Origin of the sequence: Pseudomonas sp. JS425 (assembly GCF_018223845.1) — a bacterium.
Lineage (GTDB): Bacteria > Pseudomonadota > Gammaproteobacteria > Pseudomonadales > Pseudomonadaceae > Aquipseudomonas > Aquipseudomonas asiatica.
In genome coordinates this window covers 2,181,731-2,208,199 of sequence record NZ_CP073661.1, presented here as the reverse complement: position 1 = coordinate 2,208,199, position 26,469 = coordinate 2,181,731, and the positions used below count along the sequence as shown (strand labels likewise).

The 26,469-nt window shown below is 63.0% G+C and carries 21 protein-coding genes, 4 tRNA genes and 1 pseudogene; 9 read left to right on the top strand and 17 right to left on the bottom strand.

Going from position 1 to position 26,469, the window contains the following annotated elements; all coding sequences use genetic code 11:
- Positions 1 to 110: 110 nt before the first annotated feature.
- The 9 genes from lon to KDB76_RS10100 form a co-directional block, all read right to left on the bottom strand.
- Positions 111 to 2,507 carry an endopeptidase La gene (gene lon / locus KDB76_RS10140; RefSeq protein WP_013971883.1) on the bottom strand — a complete coding sequence of 799 codons (2,397 nt, stop codon included), beginning with the start codon at positions 2,505 to 2,507 and terminating at the stop codon, positions 111 to 113.
- A 163-nt stretch (positions 2,508 to 2,670) separates the two neighbouring features.
- The gene (gene clpX, locus KDB76_RS10135) at positions 2,671 to 3,954 is read right to left on the bottom strand and encodes an ATP-dependent Clp protease ATP-binding subunit ClpX (protein WP_013971882.1); all 1,284 of its coding nucleotides are present in this window, start codon (positions 3,952 to 3,954) and stop codon (positions 2,671 to 2,673) included.
- 108 nt (positions 3,955 to 4,062) lie between these two features.
- Positions 4,063 to 4,704: an ATP-dependent Clp endopeptidase proteolytic subunit ClpP gene (gene clpP / locus KDB76_RS10130; protein WP_003259400.1), complete on the bottom strand. Its 642-nt coding sequence runs from the start codon at positions 4,702 to 4,704 to the stop codon at positions 4,063 to 4,065.
- A 91-nt stretch (positions 4,705 to 4,795) separates the two neighbouring features.
- On the bottom strand, positions 4,796 to 6,109 hold the full coding sequence (gene tig, locus KDB76_RS10125; RefSeq protein WP_024086620.1) for a trigger factor: 1,314 nt from the start codon (positions 6,107 to 6,109) through the stop codon (positions 4,796 to 4,798).
- Between the two features lie 247 nt (positions 6,110 to 6,356).
- Positions 6,357 to 6,656 (bottom strand): DUF6388 family protein, encoded by a 300-nt coding sequence (locus tag KDB76_RS10120; RefSeq protein WP_038409210.1) that lies wholly within the window; start codon positions 6,654 to 6,656, stop codon positions 6,357 to 6,359.
- Positions 6,657 to 6,894: 238 nt separating this feature from the next.
- A tRNA-His gene (locus tag KDB76_RS10115) sits at positions 6,895 to 6,970 on the bottom strand.
- 44 nt (positions 6,971 to 7,014) lie between these two features.
- Positions 7,015 to 7,099 (bottom strand) — tRNA-Leu (locus KDB76_RS10110).
- 52 nt (positions 7,100 to 7,151) lie between these two features.
- Positions 7,152 to 7,227, bottom strand: a tRNA-His gene (locus KDB76_RS10105).
- A 42-nt stretch (positions 7,228 to 7,269) separates the two neighbouring features.
- Positions 7,270 to 7,346: transfer RNA gene (locus KDB76_RS10100), tRNA-Arg, on the bottom strand.
- A gap of 272 nt (positions 7,347 to 7,618) precedes the next feature.
- Here KDB76_RS10100 and folD point away from each other — a divergent pair.
- Positions 7,619 to 8,473 carry a bifunctional methylenetetrahydrofolate dehydrogenase/methenyltetrahydrofolate cyclohydrolase FolD gene (gene folD / locus KDB76_RS10095; RefSeq protein ID WP_013971879.1) on the top strand — a complete coding sequence of 285 codons (855 nt, stop codon included), beginning with the start codon at positions 7,619 to 7,621 and terminating at the stop codon, positions 8,471 to 8,473.
- Positions 8,474 to 8,659: 186 nt separating this feature from the next.
- Here the strand turns inward: folD and KDB76_RS10090 are convergent, their stop codons facing one another.
- Genes KDB76_RS10090 through KDB76_RS10065 form a run of 6 tightly spaced genes read right to left on the bottom strand, consistent with a single transcriptional unit; the run spans position 8,660 to position 14,591 of the window.
- The gene (locus tag KDB76_RS10090) at positions 8,660 to 10,399 is read right to left on the bottom strand and encodes an ABC transporter substrate-binding protein (protein WP_013971878.1); all 1,740 of its coding nucleotides are present in this window, start codon (positions 10,397 to 10,399) and stop codon (positions 8,660 to 8,662) included.
- Between the two features lie 39 nt (positions 10,400 to 10,438).
- The gene (locus KDB76_RS10085; protein ID WP_013971877.1) at positions 10,439 to 10,711 is read right to left on the bottom strand and encodes a DUF2160 domain-containing protein; all 273 of its coding nucleotides are present in this window, start codon (positions 10,709 to 10,711) and stop codon (positions 10,439 to 10,441) included.
- Positions 10,712 to 10,723: 12 nt separating this feature from the next.
- The gene (locus tag KDB76_RS10080) at positions 10,724 to 11,524 is read right to left on the bottom strand and encodes a carbohydrate ABC transporter permease (protein ID WP_013971876.1); all 801 of its coding nucleotides are present in this window, start codon (positions 11,522 to 11,524) and stop codon (positions 10,724 to 10,726) included.
- Positions 11,525 to 11,527: 3 nt separating this feature from the next.
- Entirely contained in the window at positions 11,528 to 12,391 is an 864-nt protein-coding gene (locus KDB76_RS10075; protein ID WP_013971875.1) for a sugar ABC transporter permease, read from the bottom strand.
- Positions 12,388 to 13,497, bottom strand: a complete 1,110-nt coding sequence (locus KDB76_RS10070) for an ABC transporter ATP-binding protein (protein WP_013971874.1) — start codon at positions 13,495 to 13,497, stop codon at positions 12,388 to 12,390. The genes KDB76_RS10075 and KDB76_RS10070 overlap by 4 nt, the downstream gene beginning before the upstream one ends.
- Positions 13,497 to 14,591, bottom strand: a complete 1,095-nt coding sequence (locus KDB76_RS10065; protein WP_024086619.1) for an ABC transporter ATP-binding protein — start codon at positions 14,589 to 14,591, stop codon at positions 13,497 to 13,499. Before KDB76_RS10065 ends, KDB76_RS10070 begins: the two co-directional genes overlap by 1 nt.
- A 224-nt stretch (positions 14,592 to 14,815) precedes the next feature.
- On the opposite strand from KDB76_RS10065, the gene KDB76_RS10060 reads away from it, so the two are divergent.
- From KDB76_RS10060 to KDB76_RS10050, 3 genes and pseudogenes are all read left to right on the top strand, one after another.
- Positions 14,816 to 16,576 carry a sigma-54-dependent Fis family transcriptional regulator gene (locus KDB76_RS10060; protein ID WP_013971872.1) on the top strand — a complete coding sequence of 587 codons (1,761 nt, stop codon included), beginning with the start codon at positions 14,816 to 14,818 and terminating at the stop codon, positions 16,574 to 16,576.
- Positions 16,577 to 17,024: 448 nt separating this feature from the next.
- A pseudogene (locus tag KDB76_RS10055) lies at positions 17,025 to 18,088 on the top strand (ornithine cyclodeaminase).
- Positions 18,089 to 18,146: 58 nt separating this feature from the next.
- Positions 18,147 to 18,644: an Lrp/AsnC family transcriptional regulator gene (locus KDB76_RS10050; RefSeq protein ID WP_038409207.1), complete on the top strand. Its 498-nt coding sequence runs from the start codon at positions 18,147 to 18,149 to the stop codon at positions 18,642 to 18,644.
- A 7-nt stretch (positions 18,645 to 18,651) separates the two neighbouring features.
- Here KDB76_RS10050 and KDB76_RS10045 read toward each other — a convergent pair whose 3' ends face one another.
- Both KDB76_RS10045 and KDB76_RS10040 read right to left on the bottom strand, forming a co-directional pair.
- Positions 18,652 to 20,337, bottom strand: a complete 1,686-nt coding sequence (locus KDB76_RS10045; RefSeq protein WP_038409205.1) for a GGDEF and EAL domain-containing protein — start codon at positions 20,335 to 20,337, stop codon at positions 18,652 to 18,654.
- Between the two features lie 13 nt (positions 20,338 to 20,350).
- Positions 20,351 to 21,916, bottom strand: coding sequence for a PAS domain-containing methyl-accepting chemotaxis protein (locus KDB76_RS10040; protein WP_013971867.1), 1,566 nt, complete (start codon positions 21,914 to 21,916; stop codon positions 20,351 to 20,353).
- 55 nt (positions 21,917 to 21,971) lie between these two features.
- Here KDB76_RS10040 and KDB76_RS10035 point away from each other — a divergent pair, with 55 nt between their 5' ends.
- The 5 genes from KDB76_RS10035 to KDB76_RS10015 all read left to right on the top strand — a co-directional run bounded on the left by KDB76_RS10035 (position 21,972) and on the right by KDB76_RS10015 (position 26,417).
- Positions 21,972 to 22,145, top strand: a complete 174-nt coding sequence (locus KDB76_RS10035) for a hypothetical protein (RefSeq protein WP_155252246.1) — start codon at positions 21,972 to 21,974, stop codon at positions 22,143 to 22,145.
- Between the two features lie 275 nt (positions 22,146 to 22,420).
- Positions 22,421 to 23,731: a C4-dicarboxylate transporter DctA gene (locus KDB76_RS10030; protein ID WP_013971866.1), complete on the top strand. Its 1,311-nt coding sequence runs from the start codon at positions 22,421 to 22,423 to the stop codon at positions 23,729 to 23,731.
- A 44-nt stretch (positions 23,732 to 23,775) separates the two neighbouring features.
- On the top strand, positions 23,776 to 24,480 hold the full coding sequence (locus KDB76_RS10025) for an FCD domain-containing protein (RefSeq protein WP_015269682.1): 705 nt from the start codon (positions 23,776 to 23,778) through the stop codon (positions 24,478 to 24,480).
- Between the two features lie 16 nt (positions 24,481 to 24,496).
- Positions 24,497 to 25,165, top strand: a complete 669-nt coding sequence (locus KDB76_RS10020) for a GntR family transcriptional regulator (protein ID WP_013971864.1) — start codon at positions 24,497 to 24,499, stop codon at positions 25,163 to 25,165.
- A 190-nt stretch (positions 25,166 to 25,355) separates the two neighbouring features.
- On the top strand, positions 25,356 to 26,417 hold the full coding sequence (locus KDB76_RS10015; RefSeq protein ID WP_013971863.1) for a hypothetical protein: 1,062 nt from the start codon (positions 25,356 to 25,358) through the stop codon (positions 26,415 to 26,417).
- Positions 26,418 to 26,469 lie beyond the last annotated feature (52 nt).

Sequence of the window (26,469 nt, the reverse complement as noted above, 5' to 3'; positions counted from 1 at the left end):
GTAATGAAAAGCTTATGAAACCTGCGCTGGGTGGCCTGATGACAATAGCGTGCCGCTTTATAGCAAGGCCCCGAAAAAACTGTCAAGGAAAGCCCCCCAGCCAAAAACTACTAGTGCGTGCTAATTCTTTCCTTGGCATCGCCGTCGCGCTTTTCATCTTTCGCGACAATCTCCGGAGCCACATCTGGCAAGGGCTCCGGGGCGTATTGCAGCGCAATTTGCAGGACTTCGTCAATCCATTTGACTGGTTTGATCTGCAGATCCTGTTTGATATTTTCCGGAATCTCCTTCAGATCGCGAACATTCTCCTCGGGAATGATCACCGTCTTGATCCCGCCACGGTGTGCCGCCAGCAATTTTTCCTTCAACCCGCCAATGGCCAGCACCTGGCCACGCAGGGTGATTTCACCGGTCATGGCCACATCGGCACGTACCGGAATCTGCGTCAGCGCCGACACCAGCGCGGTGCACATGCCGATACCAGCACTTGGGCCATCCTTCGGCGTGGCGCCTTCAGGCATGTGGATATGCACGTCGTGCTTCTCGTGGAAGTCGGCGGCGATACCCAGGCTGCGGGCACGGCTGCGCACCACGGTCTGCGCGGCGGTGATCGACTCGACCATGACGTCGCCCAGCGAGCCGGTCTTGATCAGCTGGCCCTTGCCGGGAATGACCACGGCTTCGATGGTCAGCAGTTCGCCGCCCACCTGGGTCCAGGCCAGGCCGGTAACCTGGCCGATCTGGTCCTGCTGCTCGGCCAGGCCGTAGCGGAACTTGCGCACGCCCAGCAGGTGCTCCAGCTGCTCGCTGGCTACCTTGACCTTGACCTGCTTCTGCCCGGTATGTTCCTTGACCACCTTGCGGCAGACTTTGGCGATTTGCCGTTCCAGGCCGCGCACACCGGCTTCGCGGGTATAGAAGCGGATGATGTCGCGGATCGCCGAGACATCGACTTCCAGCTCGTCCTTCTTCAAGCCGTTGGCCTTGACCTGCTTGGGCACCAGGTACTTGACCGCGATGTTGATCTTCTCGTCCTCGGTGTAGCCCGGCAGGCGGATGACTTCCATCCGGTCGAGCAGCGCCGGCGGGATGTTCATCGAGTTCGAGGTGCACAGGAACATCACGTCCGAGAGGTCGTAATCGACCTCCAGGTAGTGGTCGTTGAAGTTGTGGTTCTGCTCCGGATCGAGCACTTCGAGCAGTGCCGAGGCCGGGTCGCCACGCATGTCGCTGCCCATCTTGTCGATTTCGTCCAGCAGGAACAGCGGGTTGCGCACCCCCACCTTGGTCATCTTCTGGATCAGGCGGCCAGGCATGGAACCGATGTAGGTCCGGCGGTGACCACGGATCTCGGCCTCGTCACGCACACCACCCAGGGCCATGCGTACGAACTTGCGGTTGGTGGCAGCGGCGATCGACTCGGCCAGCGAGGTCTTGCCGACGCCGGGTGGGCCGACCAGGCACAGTACCGGCCCGCGGATCTTCTTGACGCGCTTTTGCACGGCAAGGTACTCGAGGATGCGTTCCTTGACCTCTTCCAGGCCGTAGTGGTCGGCATCGAGGATTTCCTCGGCCTTGGCCAGGTCCAGACGCACCTTGCTCTGGGCCTTCCACGGCACCTGCACCAGCCAGTCGAGATAGGAACGGACCACAGTGGCCTCGGCCGACATCGGCGACATCTGCTTGAGCTTGTTCAGCTCGGCCTGGGCCTTGGCCAGTGCATCCTTGGGCAGGCCAGCGGCTTCGATGCGCTTTTTCAGCTCTTCGACTTCGTTGTGGCCTTCGTCGCCATCACCGAGCTCCTTCTGAATGGCCTTCATCTGCTCATTCAGGTAGTACTCGCGCTGGCTGCGCTCCATCTGCTTCTTGACCCGACCGCGAATGCGCTTTTCGACCTGCAGCAGGTCGATTTCGGCATCCAGCAGCGCCAGTACGTGCTCGACACGGGTCGGCAGGTCGACGATTTCGAGAATTTCCTGTTTCTGCTCGATCTTCAGGGCCATGTGCGCGGCCATGGTGTCGACCAGGCGCCCTGGCTCTTCGATGCTGTTCAGCGACGACAGCACTTCGGCTGGAACTTTCTTGCCCAGTTGCACGTATTGCTCGAACTGCGACAGCAGCGTGCGCACGAACACTTCCGACTCGCGCTCGGCGGCGTCGGCTTCGTCGATCAGGGAAACTTCGGCACGGATGTGCCCTTCCACTTCACTGAAACGCTCCACAGCACCGCGCTGCTCGCCCTCGACCAGCACCTTGACGGTGCCATCGGGCAGTTTCAGCAATTGCAGCACGGTGGCAACGGTACCTACGCGGTACAGTGCATCCTCGCCCGGGTCATCGTCGGCCGGGTTTTTCTGGGCCAGCAGAAGAATCTGCTTTTCGCCCGTCATCGCCGCCTCAAGGGCTTCAATGGATTTTTCGCGCCCCACGAACAGCGGGATGACCATGTGCGGGTAAACAACGACATCGCGCAATGGCAAAAGAGGCAAGTCGAGGGTGGTCTTCATGATTTCGCCTCTACAGCGGCCTTATGGCCGGAAACCGGTGGAAATGATGCTTGGACCTAATGTGGGGGCAGGCTTGGGAAATTACAAGCGCTAGCGCAGGAAAAGCAGAAAGGGGCCCGTAGGCCCCTTCTTGCTTGCAACCATCAACCGGCCATTACCTGGATCAGGCGTCCGGCGCGGCCTTGGCTTGCGGCTCGCTGTTTTCGTAGATCATCAGCGGCTGCGAAGTGCCATCGATGACGCTCTCGTCGATCACCACCTTGCTGACATCCTTCTTCGAAGGAATCTCGTACATGGTGTCGAGCAAAACGCCTTCGAGGATCGAACGCAGGCCACGGGCGCCGGTCTTGCGCTCCAGGGCCTTGCGCGCAACGGCCTTGAGCGCATCGCTGCGGAACTCGAGGTCGACGTTTTCCATCTCGAACAGCTTGGCATACTGCTTGGTCAGGGCGTTCTTCGGCTCGGTGAGGATCTGCATCAGCGCGGCCTCGTCCAGCTCGTCGAGGGTTGCCAGCACCGGCAGGCGGCCGACGAATTCCGGGATCAGGCCAAACTTGACCAGATCGTCCGGCTCGACCTCACGCAGGGACTCGCCAACCTTCTTGCCCTCTTCCTTGCTGCGTACTTCGGCGCCAAAACCGATGCCACCCTTGGTGGAACGGTTCTGGATGACCTTTTCCAGGCCCGAGAAGGCACCACCGCAGATGAACAGGATGTTGCGGGTATCGACCTGCAGGAATTCCTGTTGCGGGTGTTTGCGGCCGCCTTGCGGCGGAACCGAGGCCACGGTGCCTTCGATCAGCTTCAGCAGTGCCTGCTGCACGCCCTCGCCCGATACGTCACGGGTGATGGACGGGTTGTCCGACTTGCGCGAAATCTTGTCGATCTCGTCGATGTAGACGATGCCCATCTGGGCCTTTTCCACGTCGTAGTCGCACTTCTGCAACAGCTTCTGGATGATGTTCTCGACGTCCTCACCCACGTAACCTGCTTCGGTCAGGGTGGTGGCGTCAGCAATGGTGAACGGTACGTTCAACAGGCGTGCAAGGGTTTCGGCGAGCAGGGTCTTGCCCGAGCCGGTTGGCCCGATGAGCAGGATGTTGCTCTTGCCGAGTTCGACTTCGTCACCCTTCTTGTCACGCTGGTTCAGGCGCTTGTAGTGGTTGTACACCGCTACGGCAAGCACCTTCTTCGCGCGTTCCTGACCAATGACGTACTGGTCCAGGATACCGCTGATTTCTTTCGGCGAAGGCAATTTGTGCGCGCTGCTCTCGGCCTGGGCTTCCTGCACCTCCTCACGGATGATGTCGTTGCACAGGTCGACGCACTCGTCGCAGATAAATACCGAGGGCCCGGCAATCAGTTTGCGCACTTCGTGCTGGCTTTTGCCGCAGAAGGAGCAATAAAGCAATTTGCCGCTGTCCTCGCCGTTACGGGTGTCAGTCATTCGATCGATCCAATCCGGTAGGCTTGCAACACAAGATGAAGGCAATTGCGGGCTTTTTCAAGTCCGCAGGTAGGCGCTTTCCGCGCCTACCTGCTCTGGCACCCCGGTTCAGGAGGCCAGTTGCCGCTTGTCGTAGACCGAGTCGATCAGGCCGTACTCGGCCGCGCGCGAGGCGCTCATGAAGTTGTCACGTTCAGTGTCGCGCTTGATGGTCTCGAGATCCTGGCCGGTGTGGTAGGCCAGCAGCTCGTTCAGGCGGGCCTTGATATTGAGGATTTCCTGGGCGTGGATCTCGATATCGGTGGCCTGACCCTGGAAGCCGCCCAGCGGCTGGTGGATCATCACGCGCGAGTTAGGCAGGCAGTGACGCTTGCCCTTGGCACCAGCAGCCAGCAGGAAGGCGCCCATGCTGCAGGCCTGGCCGATGCAGATGGTCGAGACGTCCGGCTTGATGAACTGCATGGTGTCGTAGATCGACATGCCGGCGGTGACGGAACCGCCCGGCGAGTTGATGTACAGATGGATATCCTTGTCCGGGTTTTCCGCTTCAAGGAACAGCAGTTGCGCAACGACGAGGTTGGCCATGTAGTCCTCTACCGGGCCAACCAGGAAGATCACACGCTCCTTCAACAGGCGCGAGTAGATGTCGTAAGCGCGTTCGCCACGGGCGGACTGCTCGATAACCATCGGGACCAGACCGCCTGCGGCCTGGATGTCAGAGCTCTGCTGAATATAAGAATTGCGGGACATGTCCTGCGCTCACTCCCAAATAGTCATGGCTTGAATACGCACAAGCCAGCTCGAAGGCTGGCTTGTGGGGGTTTCCTACGAGAGAAGCCTGTTACTCAGCGGCGGCTGGAGCCTGTGCTGGTTTAACGGCATCTTCGTACGAGACCGACTTGTCGGTCACAGTCGCTTTCTGCAGAACAGTATCTACAACTTGTTCTTCCAGCACAACCGAACGGACTTCGTTCAGTTGCTGGTCGTTCTTGTAGTACCAGGCGATGACCTGCTCAGGCTCTTGGTAAGCCGAAGCCATTTCTTCGATCATTTCGCGAACCTTGCCTTCGTCCGGCTTCAGCTCGAACTGCTTGACCACTTCGGCCACGATCAGGCCCAGGACCACACGGCGCTTGGCTTGTTCTTCGAACAGCTCGGCCGGCAGTTGCTCAGGCTTGATGTTGCCACCGAACTGCTGAACAGCCTGCACGCGCAGACGGTTGACTTCGTTTTCCAGCAGGGCTTTCGGCACTTCGATCGGGTTGGCAGCCAGCAGACCGTCCATGACCTGGTTCTTCACCTTGGCCTTGATGGCCTGGCGCAGTTCACGCTCCATGTTCTTGCGAACTTCGGTGCGGAAGCCTTCCAGGGTCGATTCCTTGATGCCGAACTGGGCGAAGAACTCTTCGTTCAGCTCTGGCAGCACAGGAGCGGCAACGCTGTTGACGGTGATGGTGAACTCGGCGGCTTTGCCAGCCAGGTCCAGGTTCTGGTAGTCCTCTGGGAAGGTCACGTTCACAACGCGCTCTTCGCCAGCCTTGGCGCCAACCAGGCCGTCTTCGAAGCCTGGGATCATGCGGCCGGAGCCCAGTACCAGCTGGGTGCCCTTGGCCGAACCACCGGCGAACACTTCACCGTCGACCTTGCCGACGAAGTCGATGTTGACCTGGTCGTCGTTCTGCGCGGCGCGCTCGACGGCCTCGAAGCGGGTGTTCTGCTTGCGCAGCACTTCCAGCATGTTGTCCAGGTCGGCATCAGCCACTTCGGCGCTCAGGCGCTCGACGTTGATCGACTCGAGGCCGCCAACGGTGAACTCCGGGAACACTTCGAAGATGGCGACGAACTCCAGGTCCTTGCCCTTTTCGAAGGACTTCGGCTCTACCGCAGGGGCGCCAGCCGGGTTCAGCTTCTGCTCGACGATGGCTTCGTAGAAGGAAGCCTGGACGAGGTCACCGAACGCCTCTTGACGGGCATCGGCTTCGAAACGCTGACGAATCACGCTCATCGGCACTTTGCCTGGGCGGAAGCCGGCAACCTTGGCGCGCTTGGCAGTCTGTTGCAGACGCTTGTTGACTTCGTTCTCGACGCGCTCGGCCGGAACGGCGATGGTCATGCGACGCTCGAGAGCGGAAGTGTTTTCAACAGAAACTTGCATGGATATTCCTCGTTGCACAGACGTTAGCCGGCGTTAGCCCGACTCCAGAATCAAGGGCAAGCATTCTAGTGAGTCGCGCAGCAGAAGTCACCCCACTCGGGACGACGGGAAACCACGCCGGTCGATTAACTTTCACGGCCCGCACGACATAGCGCCGGGCCTGCTTCAATGGGGCCGCACGACGCCACCAGGCGACCTGCAGCCGAAATACCTTGTCAAACAACTGCCACCAACGAATTCGCTTCCTTTATTCAGGTTCGATTTCGTTGAACTTGCAGTACTCCTCCCACTCCATCCCCAGCGCCTCGGCCACCTCACGGTGCGTCTCCAGGCGCATGGCCTGCAGTTGCTCGGGGGTTTCGGCGATCAGTTGCAGGGCCAACTCCCAAGGCTGGATACCCTGCTCCTCGGCCGCATCCTCGAACGCCCACTCGATCTGCTGGGCCTGCTCGCGCGCATCCAGCTCACGCATCTCTTCTAGCAGCTGCGGGTTGGCCTCGGCAAAGCGCTGTAGCGCCAGTGCCTGACGGGCTTCTTTTGCGATCATCGGGCTGTTCCTCTGCCGGCCAAATGGGCCGGCGTTTCAACCGGCTGAAATCTAACAGCTTTTATTGGGGTGTCACCAGAGGATTGCAAGGGCCGGGATGCGATTTGACCGAGAGGTGATTCGCCATGAAATTGTCAGCGCCGCTCGATCTCACAGGCGCTAGAACCTTCAAACCATACACACAGAGCAAAAACAAAAAGGCGCCCGATCTCACGATCAAGGCGCCTTCGAAGAAATATGGGGTGGACGATGGGAATCGAACCCACGACAACTGGAATCACAATCCAGCGCTCTACCAACTGAGCTACGCCCACCATATTGCGGTCTTGCGATGTTGCGGTACAACCTTACAGATGCATGGTGCGGACGAAGAGACTCGAACTCTTACAGCTTGCGCCGCTGGAACCTAAATCCAGTGTGTCTACCAATTTCACCACGTCCGCGTAACGCTTAAAACAAAGGCGCCAGATGCTATCGAGGCGCCTTTGAAGAATATGGGGTGGACGATGGGAATCGAACCCACGACAACTGGAATCACAATCCAGCGCTCTACCAACTGAGCTACGCCCACCATATTGCATTACAGCCTACTTGCTTGCCAAAGCTGCCTAAATGGCGCACCCGGCAGGACTCGAACCTGCGACCATCCGCTTAGAAGGCGGATGCTCTATCCAGCTGAGCTACGGGCGCTTAAGCTTGAAGCCTAACCGAACGAGACCTTTAACAGCTAACTGCTAAACCACTCATTCTGCCCGACTTCGCCAACCAGTGCTAGGCTGTGCCCGACAAGTGCGGCGAATCTTATAGGCGAGCCTGAAAGTCGTCAACACCTTTCTCAAAAAAATTTAAATTATTTAAGGGCTTAGGGGATTTGCCCGACCACCCGCCTTTGCCCTTGGCCCATGTCGTGCGAGAATGCGCCCTCTTTAATTGTTTCCTTCTCGATGGTTAATCACGCGTCTATGACTGCACACCTAATCGATGGCAAGGCGATCGCCGCCAGCCTGCGCCAGCAGATCGCTCAACGTGTCGTGGAGCGTCGCCAGCAAGGCCTGCGTACGCCGGGCCTGGCGGTGATCCTGGTCGGCACCGACCCCGCCTCCCAAGTCTATGTCTCGCACAAGCGCAAGGACTGCGAAGAGGTCGGCTTCATTTCGCAGGCGTTCGACCTGCCCAGCGAAACCACGCAGCAGGCCCTGACCGAGCTGATCGACCGCCTCAATGACGATCCGGCCGTCGACGGTATCCTGCTGCAGTTGCCGCTGCCGGCGCACCTGGACGCCTCGCTGCTGCTCGAGCGCATCCGCCCGGACAAGGACGTGGATGGCTTCCACCCGTACAACATCGGTCGTCTGGCCCAGCGCATCCCGCTGCTGCGCCCGTGCACACCGAAGGGCATCATGACCCTGCTGGAAAGCACCGGCCAGGACCTGTACGGCATGAACGCGGTCATCGTCGGCGCGTCCAACATCGTTGGTCGCCCGATGGCCATGGAGCTGCTGCTGGCCGGCTGCACCGTGACCGTCTGCCACCGCTTCACCAAGGACCTCGCCGGCCATGTCGGCCGCGCCGACCTGGTGGTAGTGGCCGCCGGCAAGCCTGGCCTGGTCAAGGGTGAATGGATCAAGGAAGGTGCCATCGTTATCGACGTGGGCATCAACCGCCAGGAAGACGGCAAGCTGGTCGGCGACGTGGTCTACGAGACCGCCCTGCCGCGCGCCGGCTGGATCACGCCGGTGCCGGGCGGCGTCGGGCCGATGACCCGCGCATGCCTGCTGGAGAACACGCTGTATGCGGCGGAAGAGCTGCACAAGTAATACCGCGTGATATGAAAACGGCACCTCTGGCAGGTGCCGTTTTTTTTGCCCGTGATCAATGCATTGGCTTCACCGGCCTCTTCGCGGGTGAACCCGCTCCCACAGGTTGCGCGCCGTCCCAGAAGATGGCGATATCTCTGTGGGAGCGGGTTTACCCGCGAAGAAGCCGGCGCGTTACTCAGCCGATCACTTCCTGGCCGCCTCCCACGACTTCAGCAGTTCGTTGTAGCTGACTGTCTCGCCCTTGGGCTTTTCGTTGGCCAGTTTCGGTTTCGGCGCCCCAGGCTGGTCGAACCAGTATTGGGCATCCTTCTCCGGGTTCAGCTTCGGTGCACAGGTGGCCTGGGCGTTGGACCGCTGCAAGCGCTCCATCATCCGGTCCTGATCGCGGGCCAGGCCGTCCAGCGCTTCCTGCGGGGTCTTCTCGCCACTGGCCACTTCGGCGATGTGGCTCCACCACAGCTGCGCCAACCGCGGGTAGTCCGGCACGTTGGTGCCGGTCGGTGTCCACTGTACCCGTGCCGGGCTGCGGTAGAACTCCACCAGCCCGCCCAGCTTGGGCGCCAGCTCGGTCATGGCCTGGGAGTTGATGTCCGATTCGCGAATCGGCGTGAGGCCGACGATGGTCTTTTTCAGCGACACGGTCTTGGAGGTGACGAACTGGGCATACAGCCACGCAGCCAGGCGTTGCTTCTCGGGGGTGGACTTGAAGAAGGTCCACGAACCGGTGTCCTGGTAGCCCAGCTTCATCCCCTCCTCCCAGTACGGCCCCTTCGGTGAAGGCGCCATGCGCCACTTCGGCGTGCCGTCGGCATTCACCACCGGCAGACCGGGCTTGGTCATGTCGGCGGTAAACGCGGTGTACCAGAAGATCTGCTGGGCGATGTTGCCCTGGGCCGGCACCGGGCCGGCTTCGGAGAAGGTCATGCCCTGGGCTTCCTTGGGCGCATAGGCACGCATCCAGTCCACGTATTTCTGCGTGGCATACACGGCAGCCGGGCCGTTGGTGTCGCCGCCACGGGTCACGCTGGACCCCACCGGGTGGCAGTCCTCCACGCGAATGCCCCATTCGTCCACCGGCAGACCATTAGGCAAACCTTTGTCGCCGCCACCCGCCATGGAGAACCAGGCATCGGTGAAGCGCCAGCCCAGTGACGGGTCTTTCTTGCCGTAGTCCATGTGGCCATAGACGCGTTTACCGTCGATTTCCTTGACGTCTTCGGTAAAGAACCTGGCAATGTCCTCGTAGGCTGACCAGTTCACCGGCACACCAAGTTCGTAGCCGTATTTTTCCTTGAACCTGGCCTTCAGTTCGGGCCGCTCGAACCAGTCGGCACGGAACCAGTAGAGGTTGGCGAACTGCTGGTCCGGCAGTTGGTAGACCTTGCCATCCGGCGCGGTGGTGAAGGAAATGCCGATGAAGTCCTTCAGGTCCAGGGTCGGCGAGGTGTAGTCCTTGCCTTCGTTGGCCATCAGGTCGGTGATCGATTCCACCTTGCCGTAGCGAAAGTGCGTACCGATCAGGTCGGAGTCGTTGACCCAGCCGTCATAGATGTTCTTGTCCGACTGCATCTGTGTCTGCAGCTTTTCCACCACGTCGCCTTCCTGCAGCAGGTCGTGGGTCAGCTGTATACCGGTGATCTCGCTGAAGGCCTTGGCCAGCACCTTGGACTCGTATTCATGGGTGGTGATGGTTTCCGACACCACGTTGATCTTCATGCCACGGAACGGTTCGGCAGCCTTGATGAACCACTTCAACTCGGCCAACTGCTGTTCAGGGGTAAGGGTCGAAGGCTTGAACTCACTGCCGAGCCACTTTCTTGCCGCATCCTCGTACTGGTCGGCCCAGGCTGTGCCCTGCACGCTGGCCAGTACCAGCAACGCGGCCAGGGTCAAATGTCGCCTGTTGTACTTGTTGTCGAACATTGTGATCTCCCGTTTCAGTTATCCCACAGGGCCGCTCGCTCAGCCCCAGCGCAGCACCACCACCAGCCACGCCAGCGAAAGCAGCGAGGCCACCCACAATGGCCACTCGCTGACGCCAACCACCAGCAAATGCAGGTAGGCGCTGGCCAGCAGGCCGATGAACAAACGGTCGCCACGGCTGGTGACCAGCGGCAGGAAGCCGCGTCGCTCCACGCAGGGGCGGCGCAGTTCGAGCAGGGTCATGCCCAGCAGCAGCACGCCGACGGCGGCGAAGAACAGCGCCGTCGGCAAGGTCCAGGCCATCCACTCCATGCCTTGCCCTCCTCACACCCGGCCCAGGGCGAAGCCCTTGGCCACATGGTTGCGCACGAACCAGATCACCAGCATGCCCGGCAAGATGGTCAGTACCCCCGCCGCCGCCAGTACCCCCCAATCTATGCCCGAGGCAGACACGGTACGGGTCATCACCGCGGCGATCGGCTTGGCATTCACCGAGGTGAGGGTGCGCGCCAGCAGCAGCTCCACCCAGGAGAACATGAAACAGAAAAACGCCGTCACGCCGATGCCGGAGCCAATCAGCGGAATGAAGATCTTCACGAAGAAGCGTGGGAAGCTGTAGCCGTCGATATAGGCCGTTTCGTCGATCTCCTTCGGCACACCAGACATGAACCCCTCGAGGATCCACACTGCCAGCGGCACGTTGAACAGGCAGTGGGCCAGGGCCACGGCGATATGGGTATCGAACAGGCCGATCGACGAATACAGCTGGAAGAACGGCAGCAGGAACACCGCCGGTGGCGCCATGCGGTTGGTCAGCAGCCAAAAGAACAGGTGCCGGTCACCGAGGAAGCGGTAACGCGAGAAGGCATATGCCGCTGGCAGCGCCACCAGCAGCGAAATCAGCGTGTTCAGGCACACGTAGTACAGCGAATTGATGTAGCCGCTGTACCAGCTGGCATCGGTGAAGATCACCCGGTAGTTGTCGAGGGTGAACGCCTGTGGCCACAGGGTCAGGCCGCCGAGTATCTCGGTGTTGCTCTTGAACGACATGTTCAGCAGCCAGTAGATCGGCACCAGCAGGAAGAAGAAGTACAGCAGCAGGGCCAGCGATTTGCGCGTGCTCATGGCCTAGTCCTTGTCGGCATGGGTCATGGCTGTGTAGAACAGCCAGGAAACCAGCAGGATGATCAGGAAGTACACCAGCGAGAACGCCGCCGCCGGGCCCAGGTCGAACTGCCCCACGGCCATGCGCGTGAGGGTCTGGCTGAGGAAGGTGGTGGCATTGCCGGGCCCGCCACCGGTCAGCACGAAGGGCTCGGTGTAGATCATGAAGCTGTCCATGAAGCGCAGCATCACCGCGATCAGCAGCACGTTCTTCAGCTTGGGCAACTGGATATGGCGAAACACCGCCCAGCCCGAGGCACGGTCGATGCGAGCGGCCTGGTAGTACACGTCGGGGATGGCGCGCAGCCCCGAGTAACAGAGCAACGCCACCAGCGATGTCCAGTGCCACACGTCCATCACCAGCACGGTCAGCCAAGCGTCGAACGGGTCGCCAGCGTAGTTGTAGCTGACCCCGAGCTTGGCCAGGGTGGCGCCGAGCAGGCCGATGTCGGCCCGGCCGAAAATCTGCCAGATGGTGCCGACCACGTTCCAAGGGATCAGCAACGGGATGGCCATGACGATCAGGCACACCGAGGCCATGCGCCCCTTGGTCGGCATGGTCAGGGCAATGGCGATGCCCAGCGGGATCTCGATCAGTAGCACGCAGGCGGAATAGATGAACTGACGCAGCAGCGCATCGTGCAGCGCCGGGTCGCGCAGCACCTGACGGTACCAGTCGGCGCCGACGAAGTAGCGGTTGGACTGGTCGAAGATGTCCTGCACCGAGTAGTTGACCACCGTCATCATCGGCACCACCGCACTGAATGCCACCAGCAGGAACACCGGCAGCACCAGCCACCAGGCCTTGTTGTTCGGCACCTTGTTCATGGCCCGGCCTCCAGCAGCACATCGTCGAGGTACAGCATCAGCCACTGCGCCGGCAGGCTGACCCAGGCCTGGGCCACCGGCAGCGGACGGTCCTCGCCCAGGCGCGCCTTGAGCGCGACACCTCCCAGCTCGAGGGTGACGATGCGGTAGGTGCCCAGGTCCTCGACGTCCAGCACCCGTGCCGGGTAGGCATCATCGAACGGGCTCTCCCACAGCTGCACGAATTCCGGGCGGATGCCCAGCTGCAGGCGACCACCGCCTGTGACCGCCAGGCGCTCTCGCAGGTGCTCTCGCATTTGCCCGGGCAGCACCAGGTGAATATCGCCGAACGCCACCCCGTCCGCTTCGGCGCGCACCTCGATCAGGTTCATCCCCGGGCTGCCGATGAAGTAACCGACGAAGGTATGCCGCGGCCGCTCGAACAGTTCGCGCGGGGTGCCGAACTGGACGATGCGCCCGCCGTGCATCACCGCGATCTTGTCGGCGAACGTCGAGGCCTCCAACTGGTCGTGGGTGACGTAGATCATGGTGATGTTGAACTGCTCGTGGATCTGCTTGAGCTTGCGCCGCAGCTTCCACTTCAGGTGCGGGTCGATCACCGTCAGCGGCTCGTCGAACAGGATCGCCGACACGTCATCGCGCACCAGGCCACGGCCCATGGAGACCTTCTGCTTTTCGTCGGCACTGAGGTTGCGCGCCTTCTTGCGCAGCACGGCCGACAGGTCGAGCACCTCGGCAATCTCTTCCACCCGGGCCTGCACCCGGGCTTCGTCCAACCCTTGGTTGCGCAAGGGAAACGCCAGGTTGTCGAACACCGTCATGGTGTCGTAAACCACCGGGAACTGGAACACCTGGGCAATGTTGCGCGCCTGCGGTGACAGCTGGTTGACCGGCTTGCCGTCGAACAGCACCTCGCCGTGGGAAGGAGTCAGCAGCCCGGAGATGATGTTGAGCAAGGTCGACTTGCCGCAGCCCGACGGCCCGAGCAAGGCGTAGGCACCGCCCTGCTCCCACACATGCTCCAGCGCGTGCAGGGCATAGTCCGCCTCGCTGGCGGGCTGGCGGCTGTAGCTGTGCGCCAGTTGGCGCAGGCGGATCTCGGCCATCAACCTCTCCTTGCCTGGCGCAGCCCCGGGGCCTGCACTAGCGCCCCGGTACTGTCGAACACGAACAGCTTGTGGGTGGGGATGAACACGCGGATCGGCGTGTCCACCTGGTATTCGTGTACCCCTGGCAGGTGCAGGATCATGCGCCAGTGTTCGTTGCGTACATGCAGGAAGGTCTCTGAACCACTGATCTCGGCCAGTTCCACCAGCACCGACAATTCCAGGTCGTCGTCGTGCGCCGGCACCAGGCTGATGTGGCTGGGCCGCACGCCAAAGCGGTAGTCACCCTCGGCAAGCGGCTGCAAGTCGGCGTTGCGGGCGAAGTGCACGGCCTGGGCCAGGCACACGTCGTTGCCGCTGATACGGCCAGGCACCAGGTTGATCGGCGGCTCGGAAAACAGCTCGGCAGCCAGCACGCTGCCCGGGCGCTGGTAGACCTCGGCGGTAGGCCCGCTCTGGACGATACGGCCCTCATGCACCAGGGTGGTGGTGCCGCCCAGAGCCAGCGCCTCGTTGGGCTCGGTGGTGGCATACACGGCAATGCAGTGGCGCGCCGCGAACAGCTCGCGCAGCTCCTGACGCAGGCCCTCGCGCAGCTTGTAGTCGAGGTTGACCAGCGGCTCGTCGAACAGGATCAGCGAGGCATCCTTGACCAGCGCCCGGGCCATTGCCGTGCGTTGCTGCTGGCCACCGGACAGCTCCAGCGGCAGGCGCTGCAGGTAGGCTTCGATGCGCAGCATCTCGGCGGTTTCCTGCACCCGTCGGCGAATCTGGGGCTCGTCCATGCGTGCCTGGCGCAGCGGTGACGCAATGTTCTCGTACACGCTGAGGGTCGGGTAATTGATGAACTGCTGATACACCATCGACACATTGCGTTGGCGCACCGGCACGCCAGTCACGTCCTGGCCATCCATCAGCACCCGCCCCCGGTCCGGGCGATCGAGCCCGGCCATCAGCCGCATCAGGCTGGTCTTGCCGGCCAGGGTGCGGCCCAGCAGCACGTTGAACGAGCCGGGTTCGAAACGCAGTGAGGCATCGACGATCCAGGCCTGGTTGTCGACGCTGCGGCTGACCTGTTCCAGCACCAGGGACATGGCGTGGCCTTCTTGTGGTTTTTGTCTGCCGGGCACAGCCAGTTTCGTGCCAGATGCGCCGCAACCGTCTGGCCCGGGGCCTGGCCGGCAACACCGGTCAATCGCAGGTTCACAACTGAACACAAGCACTGAACAACTGAACACTTGCCGGTTTGACATTGAACAACCGTGCACGACACTGAACAGCGGTCGGCCCCATGACAACAATCACACAGGACAGGCCCATGGCCGCATCCGCTTCGCCCCATGCCCAACTGATCCAGGCCTCCTGGGCCCGCTGCCGCGACCACGGCCTGCAACCCCAGCACGCCCCGGACTTCGACTGCCTGACCCGCGCCGAGCTGAGCGCCCTGCTGGAGCGGCGCCAGGCCCTGCTGCGCCTGACCCGCGAAGCGGTGCTGCCGCAATATGCCCACCTGCTGGGCAATGCCAGCTACCTGGTGATGCTGGCCGATGCCAGCGGCTGCCTGCTCGACAGCTGGGGCTCGCGGCGGTTCATCGAGCCGCGCCAGCTGCATGGTTTCAGCGCCGGGGCCCACTGGCACGAGCGCGGTGTCGGCACCAATGCGCTGGGCACCGCGCTGGTCTGCGCCGAGGCGATCCACGTGGGCCAGGACGAGCACTTCCTGCGCCAGAACCGCTATATGTCCAGCGCCGCCGCGCCGCTGTTCGACGCCGAACGGCAGCTGGTCGGGGTGCTCGATGTGGCCAGCGACGGCTACCTGCCCGCCAGCCAGACCTTGGGCCTGGTACGCATGATGGGCCAGAGCCTGGAGAACCGCCTGATCCTCGCCGAGCATGCCGACCAGCATGCGCAATTGATCTTCAACAGCGCCTCCGACAACCTCGACAGCCCCTGGGCCGGCCTGCTGGTGTTCGATGAGCAGGGGCAGGTGCTGGCCGCCAATCACCGGGCCGACACCCTGCTCGGGGGCAACCCGCTGCAGCAGAACATCGAGCAACTGTTCCAGTTGCCCCTGCAACAACTGCTCAGCCATCCCCGGCAACAGCCCTTCGCCCTGCAAGCCACCGGGCGCAACCGCTTTCATTGCCAGTGGCAGCCGCCGCGCGAGGCCCCCGGCCGCCCCGCCGCCATCAGCGCCGAACCACGCCTGGAGAAGGCCCTGGCGCAGGCCGGCCTGCTGCTGGAAAAGGACATCCCCGTGCTGGTGCAGGGCGAAACCGGCGTAGGCAAGGAGGTATTCGTCGATACCCTGCACCGGGCCAGCAGCCGCGCCAGCCAGCCGCTCATAGCCGTCAACTGCGCGGCGATCCCCGCAGAGCTGGTTGAGTCGGAGCTGTTCGGCTACGACAAGGGCGCGTTCACCGGCGCCCATCAGAAGGGCAACCCGGGGCTAATTCGCAAGGCCCACCACGGCATCCTGTTCCTCGACGAAATTGGCGACATGCCGTTGCCCACCCAGGCCCGCCTGCTGCGCGTGCTGCAGACGCGCAGTATCCAGCCATTGGGCAGCGGCAAACCGGTGGCGGTGGATATTCGCGTGGTGTCGGCGAGCAACCGCGACCTGGCCGAAGAAGTGCGCGCCGGGCGCTTTCGCCAGGACCTGTATTACCGCATCGCCGGGCTGGCAGTGGTTTTGCCGCCGCTGCGCGAGCGCAATGACCGCCGGCAGCTGATCGAGCAGGTGCATGCGCGCTACCGTGACCCCGGGCAGCCTGCGCGGCTGCCTGCGGCCATTATCGAGCTGCTAGACCGGCACCCCTGGCCGGGGAATATGCGTGAACTGGTGAGTGTGCTGCAGGTGGCGCTGGCCTTGGCGGGTAATGAGCCGGTTGGCCTGGAACACCTGCCTGCGGGTTTTCTCGCCGAGGCGCAGGTACCTGTGCCTGAGCCTGTGCCGATTGCGACCGAAGAGGCGGACCTGCGCGAGCTGGTGGAACAAGCCAATGGCAACCTCTCGGCGGTGGCGCGCGGGCTCGGGATCAGCCGCACCACGCTGTACAAGCGGCTGCGTGAGCGATGATTGCCCTGGCCTGTACTGGCCCCATCGCCGGCAAGCCAGCTCTCATAGAACTGCACATAACTCATTGAATTAGCAGGGACCCTGTGGGAGCGGCTTTAGCCGCGAACACCGGCGCAGCCGGTGCCATGCACCGCGTTGGATGCTTCGCGGCTAAAGCCGCTCCCACAGGGTACGAGGATCGCTTGCGAATTCAGTTATCTGTGCGACAGTGCGGCCCAAAGGGCTGGGCTATCTCCTGCAGCGCCGCTCTCAAGGCCTGTGATATCCCTGTGGGAGCCGGCTTGCCGGCGATAGGGCCGGCCCAGCCACAGCCGATTCGGCTGCCAGCGCAGCGAAATCAGCCAAAGCCGCTGCCGCCACAGCCCATTACAGCCAGCTTTGCCTCCCCACCCGCCGCACAATGAAACCAGAGCCCACTCTGGAAGCGTCGACCGCAGGGAGACCCCTCATGACCCGTTATATCGATGTGCAAGACCTGGCCCGCCTGGTCAACCGCAAAGGCCTGCCCACGTGCCTGCTGGAAATGGCCGAGTACATCCGCCAGGACTACCTGCGCTGGCCCGCCTTCGAAAAATGCGCCCGGGTGGCCAACCATTCAGCGGACGGCGTGATCGAGCTGATGCCAATCTCGGACGCCTGCCGCTACGCCTTCAAGTACGTCAACGGCCATCCGAAGAATACTCGCCATGGCCTGCTCACGGTGATGGCCTTTGGCGCCCTGGCCAGCGTCGATACCGGTGCACCGTTGCTGCTCAGCGAAATGACCCTGACCACCGCCATTCGCACCGCCGCCACCTCGGCCCTGGCCGCCCGCTACCTGGCGCGCGAAGACAGCCGCAGCATGGCATTGATCGGCAATGGCTCGCAGAGCGAGTTCCAGGCCATCGCCTTCAATGCCCTGCTGGGCATCGATGAAATCCGCCTGTATGACATCGACCCGGCTGCCTCGGCCAAGCTGGTCGCCAACCTGGCCAACCGCCCCGGCCTCAAGCTGAGCATCGCCAGCTCCGTGGCCAAAGCGGTGCGCGGGGCCGATATCGTCACCACGGTAACCGCCGACAAGGCCTGCGCCACCATCCTCACCCCGGAGATGATCGAGCCGGGCATGCACCTGAATGCCGTGGGGGGGACTGCCCGGGCAAGACCGAGCTGCATCGGGCGATTGTGGAGCGGGCCCGGGTGATCGTCGAGTACGAACCGCAAAGCCGGGTGGAAGGCGAGATCCAGCAGATGCCTGCAGACTCGCCAGTGACCGAGTTCTGGCGTGTGGTCGCCGGGGAAGCCAAGGGGCGTGAGCGCACCGAACAGGTGACGCTGTTCGACTCGGTAGGGTTTGCCCTGGAGGATTACTCGGCATTGCGCTATGTGCTGGATACAGCGCAGGCACTGGGTATCGGCACGGACATCGGGCTGGTGCCGGTGTTGGAAAATCCGAAGGATTTGTATGGGCTGTTGCAGCCGCAGGTGGTGGAGTTGCGGGCGGTGCCCAAGGCTGGTTCTGTCTGCGCCTGATAGATGCTGGGGCCGCGCAGCGTCCCCCTTTACCGCCTAACCTGTCCCATGCCCTCTTCTGAAAGAAGCCCAAGCGCATGGACACCAAGGACGCCAACGCCCCCCCCTCGACCGCATCGACGAAGCGATCATCGACATCCTGCGCCATGACGGCCGCATCACTTTCGAAAAACTCTCCAGCCTCGTCCACCTCACCCCGCGCCCCTGCCTGGAGCGTGTACGCAAGCTGGAGCGCCGTGGCGTGATCCGCGGCTACGGGGCGATCATCGACCTGCAGAAGGTCGCGCCCGGGGTGTCGCTGCTGGTGCTGGTCGCCCTGTCCAACCAAAGCGGGCGGGCCGCGCAGAAGGCCTTCGAAGCCACCCTGCGCAACTGCCCGGAAGTGCACGAGTGCCAGCTGATCAGCGGCCACTTCGACTACAGCCTGCGCCTGCGTTGCCACGACATGGAACACTACCGGCTGCTCAGCGAAAGCTGGATGAACGACGACGCCCTGCACATCGACAAGCTGGTGGCGCACCCGGTGCTGGCCGAGGTCAAGCCAATGGCCCGCTGACGCGGCATCAAGGGTCACGCCATTGTTCCGGCTGCCGGTAGGCCTGCGCCCAGGCTTGCACCGCACTGGCCGGCATCGGCCGGGCGATGCAGTAACCCTGTGCCAGTTCGCAGCCCAGGCCCATCAGCACGCGGCCGTGCTCGACGCTCTCCAGCCCTTCGGCAATCACCTCGCGGCCAAACGCCCGGGCCAGGCCGATCACCGCTTCGGTCAGCGCCAGGTCGTCCTGGTCATGCAGGATGTCGCGCACAAATGACTGATCGATCTTGATCGTCTGTGTCGGCAAGCGCTTCAGGTAGCTCAGCGACGAATAGCCAGTGCCAAAGTCGTCCAGGGAGAAGCGCACACCCAGTGCGCGGCAGGCATCGAGACAGCAGCTGACATGCTGCAGGTTATCGATGGCCACCGACTCGACGATTTCCAGGTCCAGCCGCGCCGGGTCCACCTCCGGGTGCGCCGCCAGCAACTGCTGCAGGCGCTCGACAAAGTCACCACGCTGCAAATGCCGCGCGGCGATGTTCACGCTCAGTGACCAGGGCTGCCCCTGACGTTGCCATGCCTGCAACTGGTTCAGCGCCTGGTCGAGCACCCATTCGCCGATTTCCACGATCAGGTCGGTCTGCTCCACCGCCGGCAGGAAATCACCAGGCGGCACCAGCCCGCGGCCTGGCCGCTGCCAGCGCAGCAAGCCCTCGAAGCCCAGCACCTGGCCGCTGCGCAGGTTGACCTTGGGCTGGTAATACAGGCACAGCTCGCCGTTGTGCAGGGCCCGGCGCACCCGCGCCACGGTCTGGTGGGTAGCCTTGAGTTCCTGTTCCTGTGTCACGTCGAACAGGTGATAGCGGTTGCGCCCACGCTGCTTGGCCACATACATGGCCTGGTCGGCATGGCGCACCAAGGTGTCGGCGTCTTCGTCGTCCTGCGGGTACAGGGTCACGCCGATACTGGCGCTGAGCGACAGGCGCTGCTCGCGTACCACATAAGGCGCCGCCAGTGCCCGCAGCACCCGGCGCAGCGCAGCATGCAACTGGCGGTCTTCGACGTTGCGCAGGATCAGCACGAATTCGTCCCCCGACAACCGGGCCACTGCGTCGCCATCGCGCAGGATGTGCTTCAGGCGCCGCGCCACCTCGACCAACAGCAGGTCGCCCATGGCATGCCCGTAGCCGTCGTTGACTGCCTTGAAGCCATCCAGGTCGAGCATGCACACAGCCAGCGGAATGTCTTCACGGCGCGAGTAGGCCAGGGCCTGGTTCAGCAGGTCGGACAGGTAAGCGCGGTTGGGCAGGCCGGTTAGCACGTCATGGCCCACACGCCATTGCAAGGTATGCAGCAGCTGGCGCTTCTCGGTGACGTCGAAACGGATCGACACGTACTTGCGCACCTCTCCGGTGAGCGGGTCGACCAGTGGCACCATGGTGCTGTCGACCCAGTACAGCGAGCCGTCCCTGGCGCGGTTGCAGATCTCGCCCTTCCACACCCGGCCGGCGACCAGCGCCCGCCACATGCCGACGAAGAACTCCGGCTCGTGCAGGCCGGAGTTGAGGATGCGGTGGTTGGCGCCCAGCAGCTCCTCGCGGCTGTAGCCCGAGATGCTGCAGAACTGCTGGTTGACGTAAGTGATGGTTCCACGCAGGTCGGTTTCGGAAAAGATCGCAGCCGCGTCAACGGCTGCACGATAGTTGTCATCCATAAAGCATCCTGCCTTAACGGTTGAAGCGCTCCACAAGAGCACGCAATCCGGCGCACACCTCTTCCAGTTCGGCGCCGCGAGAGGCTGCGGCGTTGGCGCTGTGTGCGCTGTGCTGGGCTATGCCGGCCACACCATTGATCTGCCTCGAGACGTCTTCGGCGACGGCCGCCTGCTGCTGCGAAGCCGTAGCCATCTGCTGGCTCATGTCACTGATGCGCTGCACCGCATCACGAATGCCACGCAACGCCTGCCGCGCTTCCTGCACCTGGGCAACGCCCTGCTCGGCACCGTCGATGCCCTGGCTGGCAATCGCCACGGCCTCCTCTGCGCCACTGCGCAGAGCATCGATGATAGCCTGGATGTGCAGTGTCGACTGCCGGGTCTTGTCGGCCAGTGCCCGCACTTCATCGGCGACCACGGCGAAGCCACGGCCTTGCTCGCCGGCACGGGCCGCCTCGATGGCGGCATTTAGCGCCAGCAGGTTGGTCTGCTCGGCGATGCCGCGGATCATCCCGGTGGCTTCGGCGATTGCACCGGTCTGACCAGCCAGGTGGCTGACCGCCTGGTTGATCTGGGCCACGGTACCGGCCAAGGTGCGGATTGCAGCTCCGCTGGCGTCGGCCACCAGGCTGCCCTGCTCGGCCAGCAGGTGCGCAGTGTGGGCTTCGGCAGCAGTCAGTTGCACATGGTTGGCAACCTCACCGATGGAAGCGGCCATCTGGTTCATGGCAGTGGCGCTCAGGTCGGTTTCCGCACGCTGCTCCAGCAATGCCGCCTCGGTGCTGCGCGACAACGCCCCGGCATCATGTGCAGCCACGGCCATCTGGGCCGCCAAGTCACTTAACCGGGTCAGCGCGGTTTTCAGCCGCGCCTCCTCGCTGATCAGCATCAATTGCAGTTGTCCGCCAGCACCGGGCAGGTCGCTGTAGGTCAAGGCGGCGATCGGGTCGGCGAAGGTGCCGTCTGCGCCCTGCACTATGCGCTCCATCTGCCGCCCAACGGCATTGCGTGCCAACAGGCCATAGGCCAGGAACAGCCCCAGGGTCAGCCCCTGCGCGACCAGGCCGGGCCACAGATTGTTGGCCCCCAAAGCCAGCCCCCCGCCCACGAGCGGTACGGCCAGGTCACGCGCCAGCATGGTCGCGCGCCGTGACCAGGGCAACACAGCCTGACCGTTGCGCATGCGCGCATACAGGGCCTCGGCACGGGCCACCTGCTCACGCGTCGGGCACACCCGTACCGATTCATAGCCCACCACCCGCCCGGCTTCGAGAATAGGCGTGACGTAGGCGTTGACCCAATAGTAATCACCGTTGCGGCAGCGGTTCTTGACGATGCCCATCCAGCTCTTGCCGGCCTTCAGGTAATTCCACATCAACTGGTACACCGCCGGCGGCATGTCCGGGTGGCGTACCAGGTTGTGTGGGCTGCCGATCAGCTCTGCCTCGCTGTAACCGCTGATGGCGGCGAATTCGGGGTTGCAGTAGGTGATCAGGCTGCTGGTGTCGGTAGCAGAAATCAATCGCTGATCGGGGGGAAAACGTTGCTCTACCGGGGTGACCGGAAGGTTGAGACGCACTATGAGACTCCATTCATTCAAACGCCGGGAGCCTGCTTGCGAGGCGATTATCAGGATGAACCCCTGCAATCGACCCTTTGGTGACTTCCCGGTCGGGCGCGGATTCTACGAGGTCAGCCAAGGAATGCAAATAAACCTTACGAATCATAGCGTTATCGAAAATATCGAGGTCGGCATGGCGCTTGGCAAGCTGATTGCAATGTTGCACGAGGCACTGGCCAAAGCCTGATCTGATTCATGTGCGCACGCGGTTCCCCGCTGCGATTCACCTGTGAACGGCCGCACTGCGGCTCGACCCAACCAGATGCACCGAATTAGAGCCAGAGACGCTGGATTGCCCCACAACTGGTCAGACCGGTAAGGCCAAAAATCCTTGCAATGTCGGATTTTTCGCGCTTTCATGGCTTCGCGCTGAACAAACCGGTAAGACCACAATAATTAAGTCCTGCGCTCTTTCGCCCCGTGCGGCTACCGAAGCAAGGACACCGATCAGAGATCCCTCCCATGCTCAAATGGTGCTCGCGTTCGATCTTCCTTCAAGTCGTGCTCGGCCTTGCCCTCGGCATCGCCTGCGGTCTCAGCTTCCCCGACCTTTCCCTGCAACTCAAACCCCTTGGCGACGGCTTCATCAAGCTGATCAAGATGCTCATCGGCCTGATCGTGTTCTGCGTGGTGGTCAGCGGTATCTCGGGCGCCGGCGACCTGAAAAAGGTCGGGCGCATCGGCCTGAAGTCGGTGATCTACTTCGAGATACTGACCACCCTGGCGCTGGTGATCGGCCTGGTGTTCGCCTTCACCAGCGGCATCGGCAGCGGCGCCAACATCCACCTGGACCAACTGTCCAGCGCCGACGCCAGCAGCCTGGCCGAGCGCGGCCAGCACATCCACGGCGCCACGGCGTTCTTCATGGACCTGATCCCCACCTCGGTGATCGGCGCCTTTGCCGACAACAACATCCTCCAGGTGCTGCTGTTCTCGGTACTGTTCGGCAGCGCGCTGAACCTGGTGGGTGACTCGGCAGCCGGCATCTCGCGGCTGATCAACGAACTGAGCCACGTGATCTTCCGCATCATGGGCATGATCGTGCGCCTGGCACCGATCGGCGTGTTCGGTGCCATCGCCTTCACCACCAGCAAGTACGGCCTGGAATCGCTGCAGCACCTGGGCGGGCTGGTGGCGCTGTTCTACCTGACCTGTGCCGGCTTTGTACTGATCGTGCTGGGCACGGTCATGCGCCTGTCGGGGCTGAAGCTGCTGCCGCTGATCAAGTACCTGCGTGAAGAACTGACCATCGTGCTGGGCACCGCCTCGTCCGACGCCGTACTGCCACAGATCATGCGCAAGCTCGAGCACCTGGGCATCGGCAGCTCCACCGTCGGCCTGGTGATCCCCACCGGTTATTCGTTCAACCTCGATGGCTTCTCCATCTACCTGACCCTGGCCATCGTGTTCATCGCCAACGCCACCGGCACGCCACTGGCAATGACCGACCTGCTGACCATCCTGCTGGTATCGCTGGTGACTTCCAAGGGCGCTCACGGCATCCCAGGCTCGGCGCTGGTCATCCTCGCCGCTACCCTGACCGCCGTGCCGGCGATCCCGGTGGTCGGCCTGGTACTGGTACTGGCGGTGGACTGGTTCATGGGCATCGGCCGAGCGCTGACCAACCTGATCGGCAACTGCGTGGCCACCGTGGCCATCGCACGCTGGGAGAAGGACATCGACCTGGAACGTGCGCACAACGTGCTCGACGGCAAGCCCGGTTTCGCCCCCACCCCACGCAAGCAGCCCAACCCCCATCAACAGGAATTTTGAGCGAACGTGGCCGGCACTGACGCCGGCCCTTCCAGGAGCGAACCGTGATCAGCTCATCTACCGTCGTCAACTCAGTGGTGGAAAAACTGCGCCAGGCCCTGGCCCGAGGCCAATGGCGTACCGGCGACATGCTGCCAGGCCAGCGCGAACTGGCCGAACAACTGGGCATCAGCCGCCCCAGCCTGCGCGAAGCGGTGACCGTGCTGGAAACCCTGGGCCTGGTGCGTTCGCTGCCAGGCAAGGGTGTGCTGGTACTGGATGTCGACGCCGCCACCCAGGAACCGGGCCTGGACACCAGCGCCGCAGCCAGCCTGGCCGACGTGCTGGAGCTGCGCTACACCCTTGAGCCTTTCATCGTCGGCCTGGTGGCACAGTCGGCCAACAGTCAGGACATCGGCCAGCTGCGCCTTACCCTGATGGACATGCGTGAAGCGCTGGAGGCCGATGACAGCGAAGCCGGAGTCAGGGCCTACATCGCCTTCCATGAAGCGCTGTTCGCCCTGACCACCAACCCGATCTTCCAGAGCGTGGTGCAACAGACCGGCAATGCCCTCAAGCAGAGCGCCGACATGCTGCGCAATTCGCCAGAGCACCTGGCCGCGCGGCTGAAGGAAAACGAAGCGGTGGTGCGCGCCATACGTGAGCGCAGCAGCGCCCAGGCCAGTGCCCAGATGCGCCAGCACATCCTGGCCGAAGGGTTGCGCATGGGCATCCCGTTGAACATCCCGGACGAACACCCGCATCCATGACCCCAGGAGAGCGACCATGAACGCCGCCCCTCACTTGCCGGCCCTGCTCGCGGCCGGCGAAACCCGCCTGTCGGCCGAGCAGATCTACCCGCGGCTGTTCGATGCCATCCTCGAACAGCGCCTGCCACCTGGCAGCCTGTTGCCCGAACAGGCGCTGGGCCATGCCTTTGGTGTCAGCCGTACAGTGATCCGCCGTGTGCTCGGGCGCCTGTCCGACCAGCAGGTGGTGGTGCAGCGCCCCAGCCACACTGCGCATCTGGCCGTGCCCGACCCGGAGCAGGCACGCCAGGTGCTCAGCGCCCGGCGCCTGGCCGAAACCACGCTGATCACCCTGGCCGCGCAACGCGCCCGGCCGGTACAGGTTCGCCAGCTGCGGCAACTGGTGGAGCGCGAGCGCCAGCACCATGAAAACGGCGAGCGTTGTGCGGCGATCCGCCTGGGCGGCGAGTTTCACCTGAAACTGGCGCAGGTGGCCGCCAATGCGCCACTGGCACGGTTCCTCAACGGCCTGGTGCCGATGACCTCGCTGATCATCGCCCGCTACGAGTCGCCATGCTGCGACCACTGCGCGTGGGAGGAACATGCGGCGATCATCGATGCCGTGGAGCATGGCGATGCCGAGGCGGCGCTGGGCCTGATGCACAAGCACCTCGACCGCCTGGAAGAAAAGCTCGATCTGGAATGACCCACGCTCTTTCTGGTGAACGCGGTCCCTGTGGGAGCGGCCTTGTGTCGCGAAAGGGCCGCTCCCACAGGGACCGCGTTCACGCAGAAATCTGCGTTGATCCTGAACCGCCGATAGGCTGCACGGCAGCCCTTCACTCCCCACCCTATACTCCGAGAACCACCCCAGCCTCTATCAGGGAGGCGGTTGCGTGAGCACTCGAGCCCTCCTGCTACTGTGCCTGCTGCTGGCCTTGGCCGGTTGCGCAGGCAAGCCCCCACCTGTCCCGCCGCCACCGGTGGTGCTCACCACCGCCACCTGGCAACGCATCGACCAGGAACTGATCGAAGCCTCGGTCGGCGCCGGCAGCTCGGCCAACGACTATGCACGCCGTTCCATGCGGGTGTGGAAGGAACAGGTACAGCAGCGTACCGAAAGCGACTTCATCCCTTGGTTTACCGGCTACTGGACCCAGCAGTGGCTGACCCTCAAGGTGGCCTGGTACAAGATCGACAGCGGTGAAGGCCGGGAGCCGGCGGAAAAGCGCCTGGCGCTGTACCTGCAGGAGCAGTACCACAAGCGGGTGATCGAACCGGTGGCCGAGCAGATCAACCCCGAAGGCATTCGCGACCGCGCCAGCGAGCTGTACCTGCAACTGCTCGGCCAGCAGCTGCCGGCCATCATCAGCCGCTACAACGCTCCCCCCGAGCAGTTCAGCCAACGCCTCAACCGCATTCCCGCCATCGCCCTGGGGCCACCGGATGCGCGCAATGCCAGCCTTTACCAGCTGCTGCGGGCCAAGTCGCTGGCCCAGCAACCTGCCTGGCAAGCCATGCGCCAGCATCTGCACCAGCAGGCCAGCAAAGGCCCGGGCAAGACCGATGTCGGGCTGAACTCGGTGGCCAACCAGGCCAGCGAAAAGCTCGGCGCCACCCTGGCTCCGCGCGGCATCGCCAGTGCCGTGGCGTCGGCAGTGGGCAAAGTGGCGGGGGCGATGATTTCTATTGCGGCGGCCGGCTATGGGGTCATGACCCATGACCGCGAACACCCGCAGATGGTCGAGCAGTTGCGGGTGATCCTCAACGTGGCGCTGAACCAGGAATGGCAGGAGCTGATGGAGAACCGCCAGAGCGGGGCCATGTCGGGGGTGTACTACCTTTCGGGCCAGGTCGAGGACAGCTTGCTGGCCAGTGCACCGAGGACGGAGGAACAACCGGTTGAGCAGCAGGTGAAGCAGCAGCAGGAGCCTTTGATCATTCGCCTGCCGCCGTAGTGGTTGACTGTGTCGGCCTTTTCGCAGCACAAGGCTGCTCCTACAGGGACCG

Excerpts from the sequence above, each read along its gene's own strand:
- KDB76_RS10075 (WP_013971875.1), bottom strand. The coding sequence starts at position 12,391 with ATGAACAAGGTGCCGAACAACAAGGCCTGGTGGCTGGTGCTGCCGGTG.
- clpP (WP_003259400.1), bottom strand. The coding sequence starts at position 4,704 with ATGTCCCGCAATTCTTATATTCAGCAGAGCTCTGACATCCAGGCCGCA.
- clpX (WP_013971882.1), bottom strand. The coding sequence starts at position 3,954 with ATGACTGACACCCGTAACGGCGAGGACAGCGGCAAATTGCTTTATTGC.
- KDB76_RS10090 (WP_013971878.1), bottom strand. The coding sequence starts at position 10,399 with ATGTTCGACAACAAGTACAACAGGCGACATTTGACCCTGGCCGCGTTG.
- KDB76_RS10065 (WP_024086619.1), bottom strand. The coding sequence starts at position 14,591 with ATGTCCCTGGTGCTGGAACAGGTCAGCCGCAGCGTCGACAACCAGGCC.
- KDB76_RS10085 (WP_013971877.1), bottom strand. The coding sequence starts at position 10,711 with ATGGAGTGGATGGCCTGGACCTTGCCGACGGCGCTGTTCTTCGCCGCC.
- KDB76_RS10070 (WP_013971874.1), bottom strand. The coding sequence starts at position 13,497 with ATGGCCGAGATCCGCCTGCGCCAACTGGCGCACAGCTACAGCCGCCAG.
- folD (WP_013971879.1), top strand. The coding sequence starts at position 7,619 with ATGACTGCACACCTAATCGATGGCAAGGCGATCGCCGCCAGCCTGCGC.
- KDB76_RS10080 (WP_013971876.1), bottom strand. The coding sequence starts at position 11,524 with ATGAGCACGCGCAAATCGCTGGCCCTGCTGCTGTACTTCTTCTTCCTG.
- KDB76_RS10020 (WP_013971864.1), top strand. The coding sequence starts at position 24,497 with ATGAACGCCGCCCCTCACTTGCCGGCCCTGCTCGCGGCCGGCGAAACC.
- KDB76_RS10120 (WP_038409210.1), bottom strand. The coding sequence starts at position 6,656 with ATGATCGCAAAAGAAGCCCGTCAGGCACTGGCGCTACAGCGCTTTGCC.
- lon (WP_013971883.1), bottom strand. The coding sequence starts at position 2,507 with ATGAAGACCACCCTCGACTTGCCTCTTTTGCCATTGCGCGATGTCGTT.
- KDB76_RS10060 (WP_013971872.1), top strand. The coding sequence starts at position 14,816 with ATGGCCGCATCCGCTTCGCCCCATGCCCAACTGATCCAGGCCTCCTGG.
- KDB76_RS10035 (WP_155252246.1), top strand. The coding sequence starts at position 21,972 with ATGAACCCCTGCAATCGACCCTTTGGTGACTTCCCGGTCGGGCGCGGA.
- KDB76_RS10030 (WP_013971866.1), top strand. The coding sequence starts at position 22,421 with ATGCTCAAATGGTGCTCGCGTTCGATCTTCCTTCAAGTCGTGCTCGGC.
- tig (WP_024086620.1), bottom strand. The coding sequence starts at position 6,109 with ATGCAAGTTTCTGTTGAAAACACTTCCGCTCTCGAGCGTCGCATGACC.
- KDB76_RS10045 (WP_038409205.1), bottom strand. The coding sequence starts at position 20,337 with ATGGATGACAACTATCGTGCAGCCGTTGACGCGGCTGCGATCTTTTCC.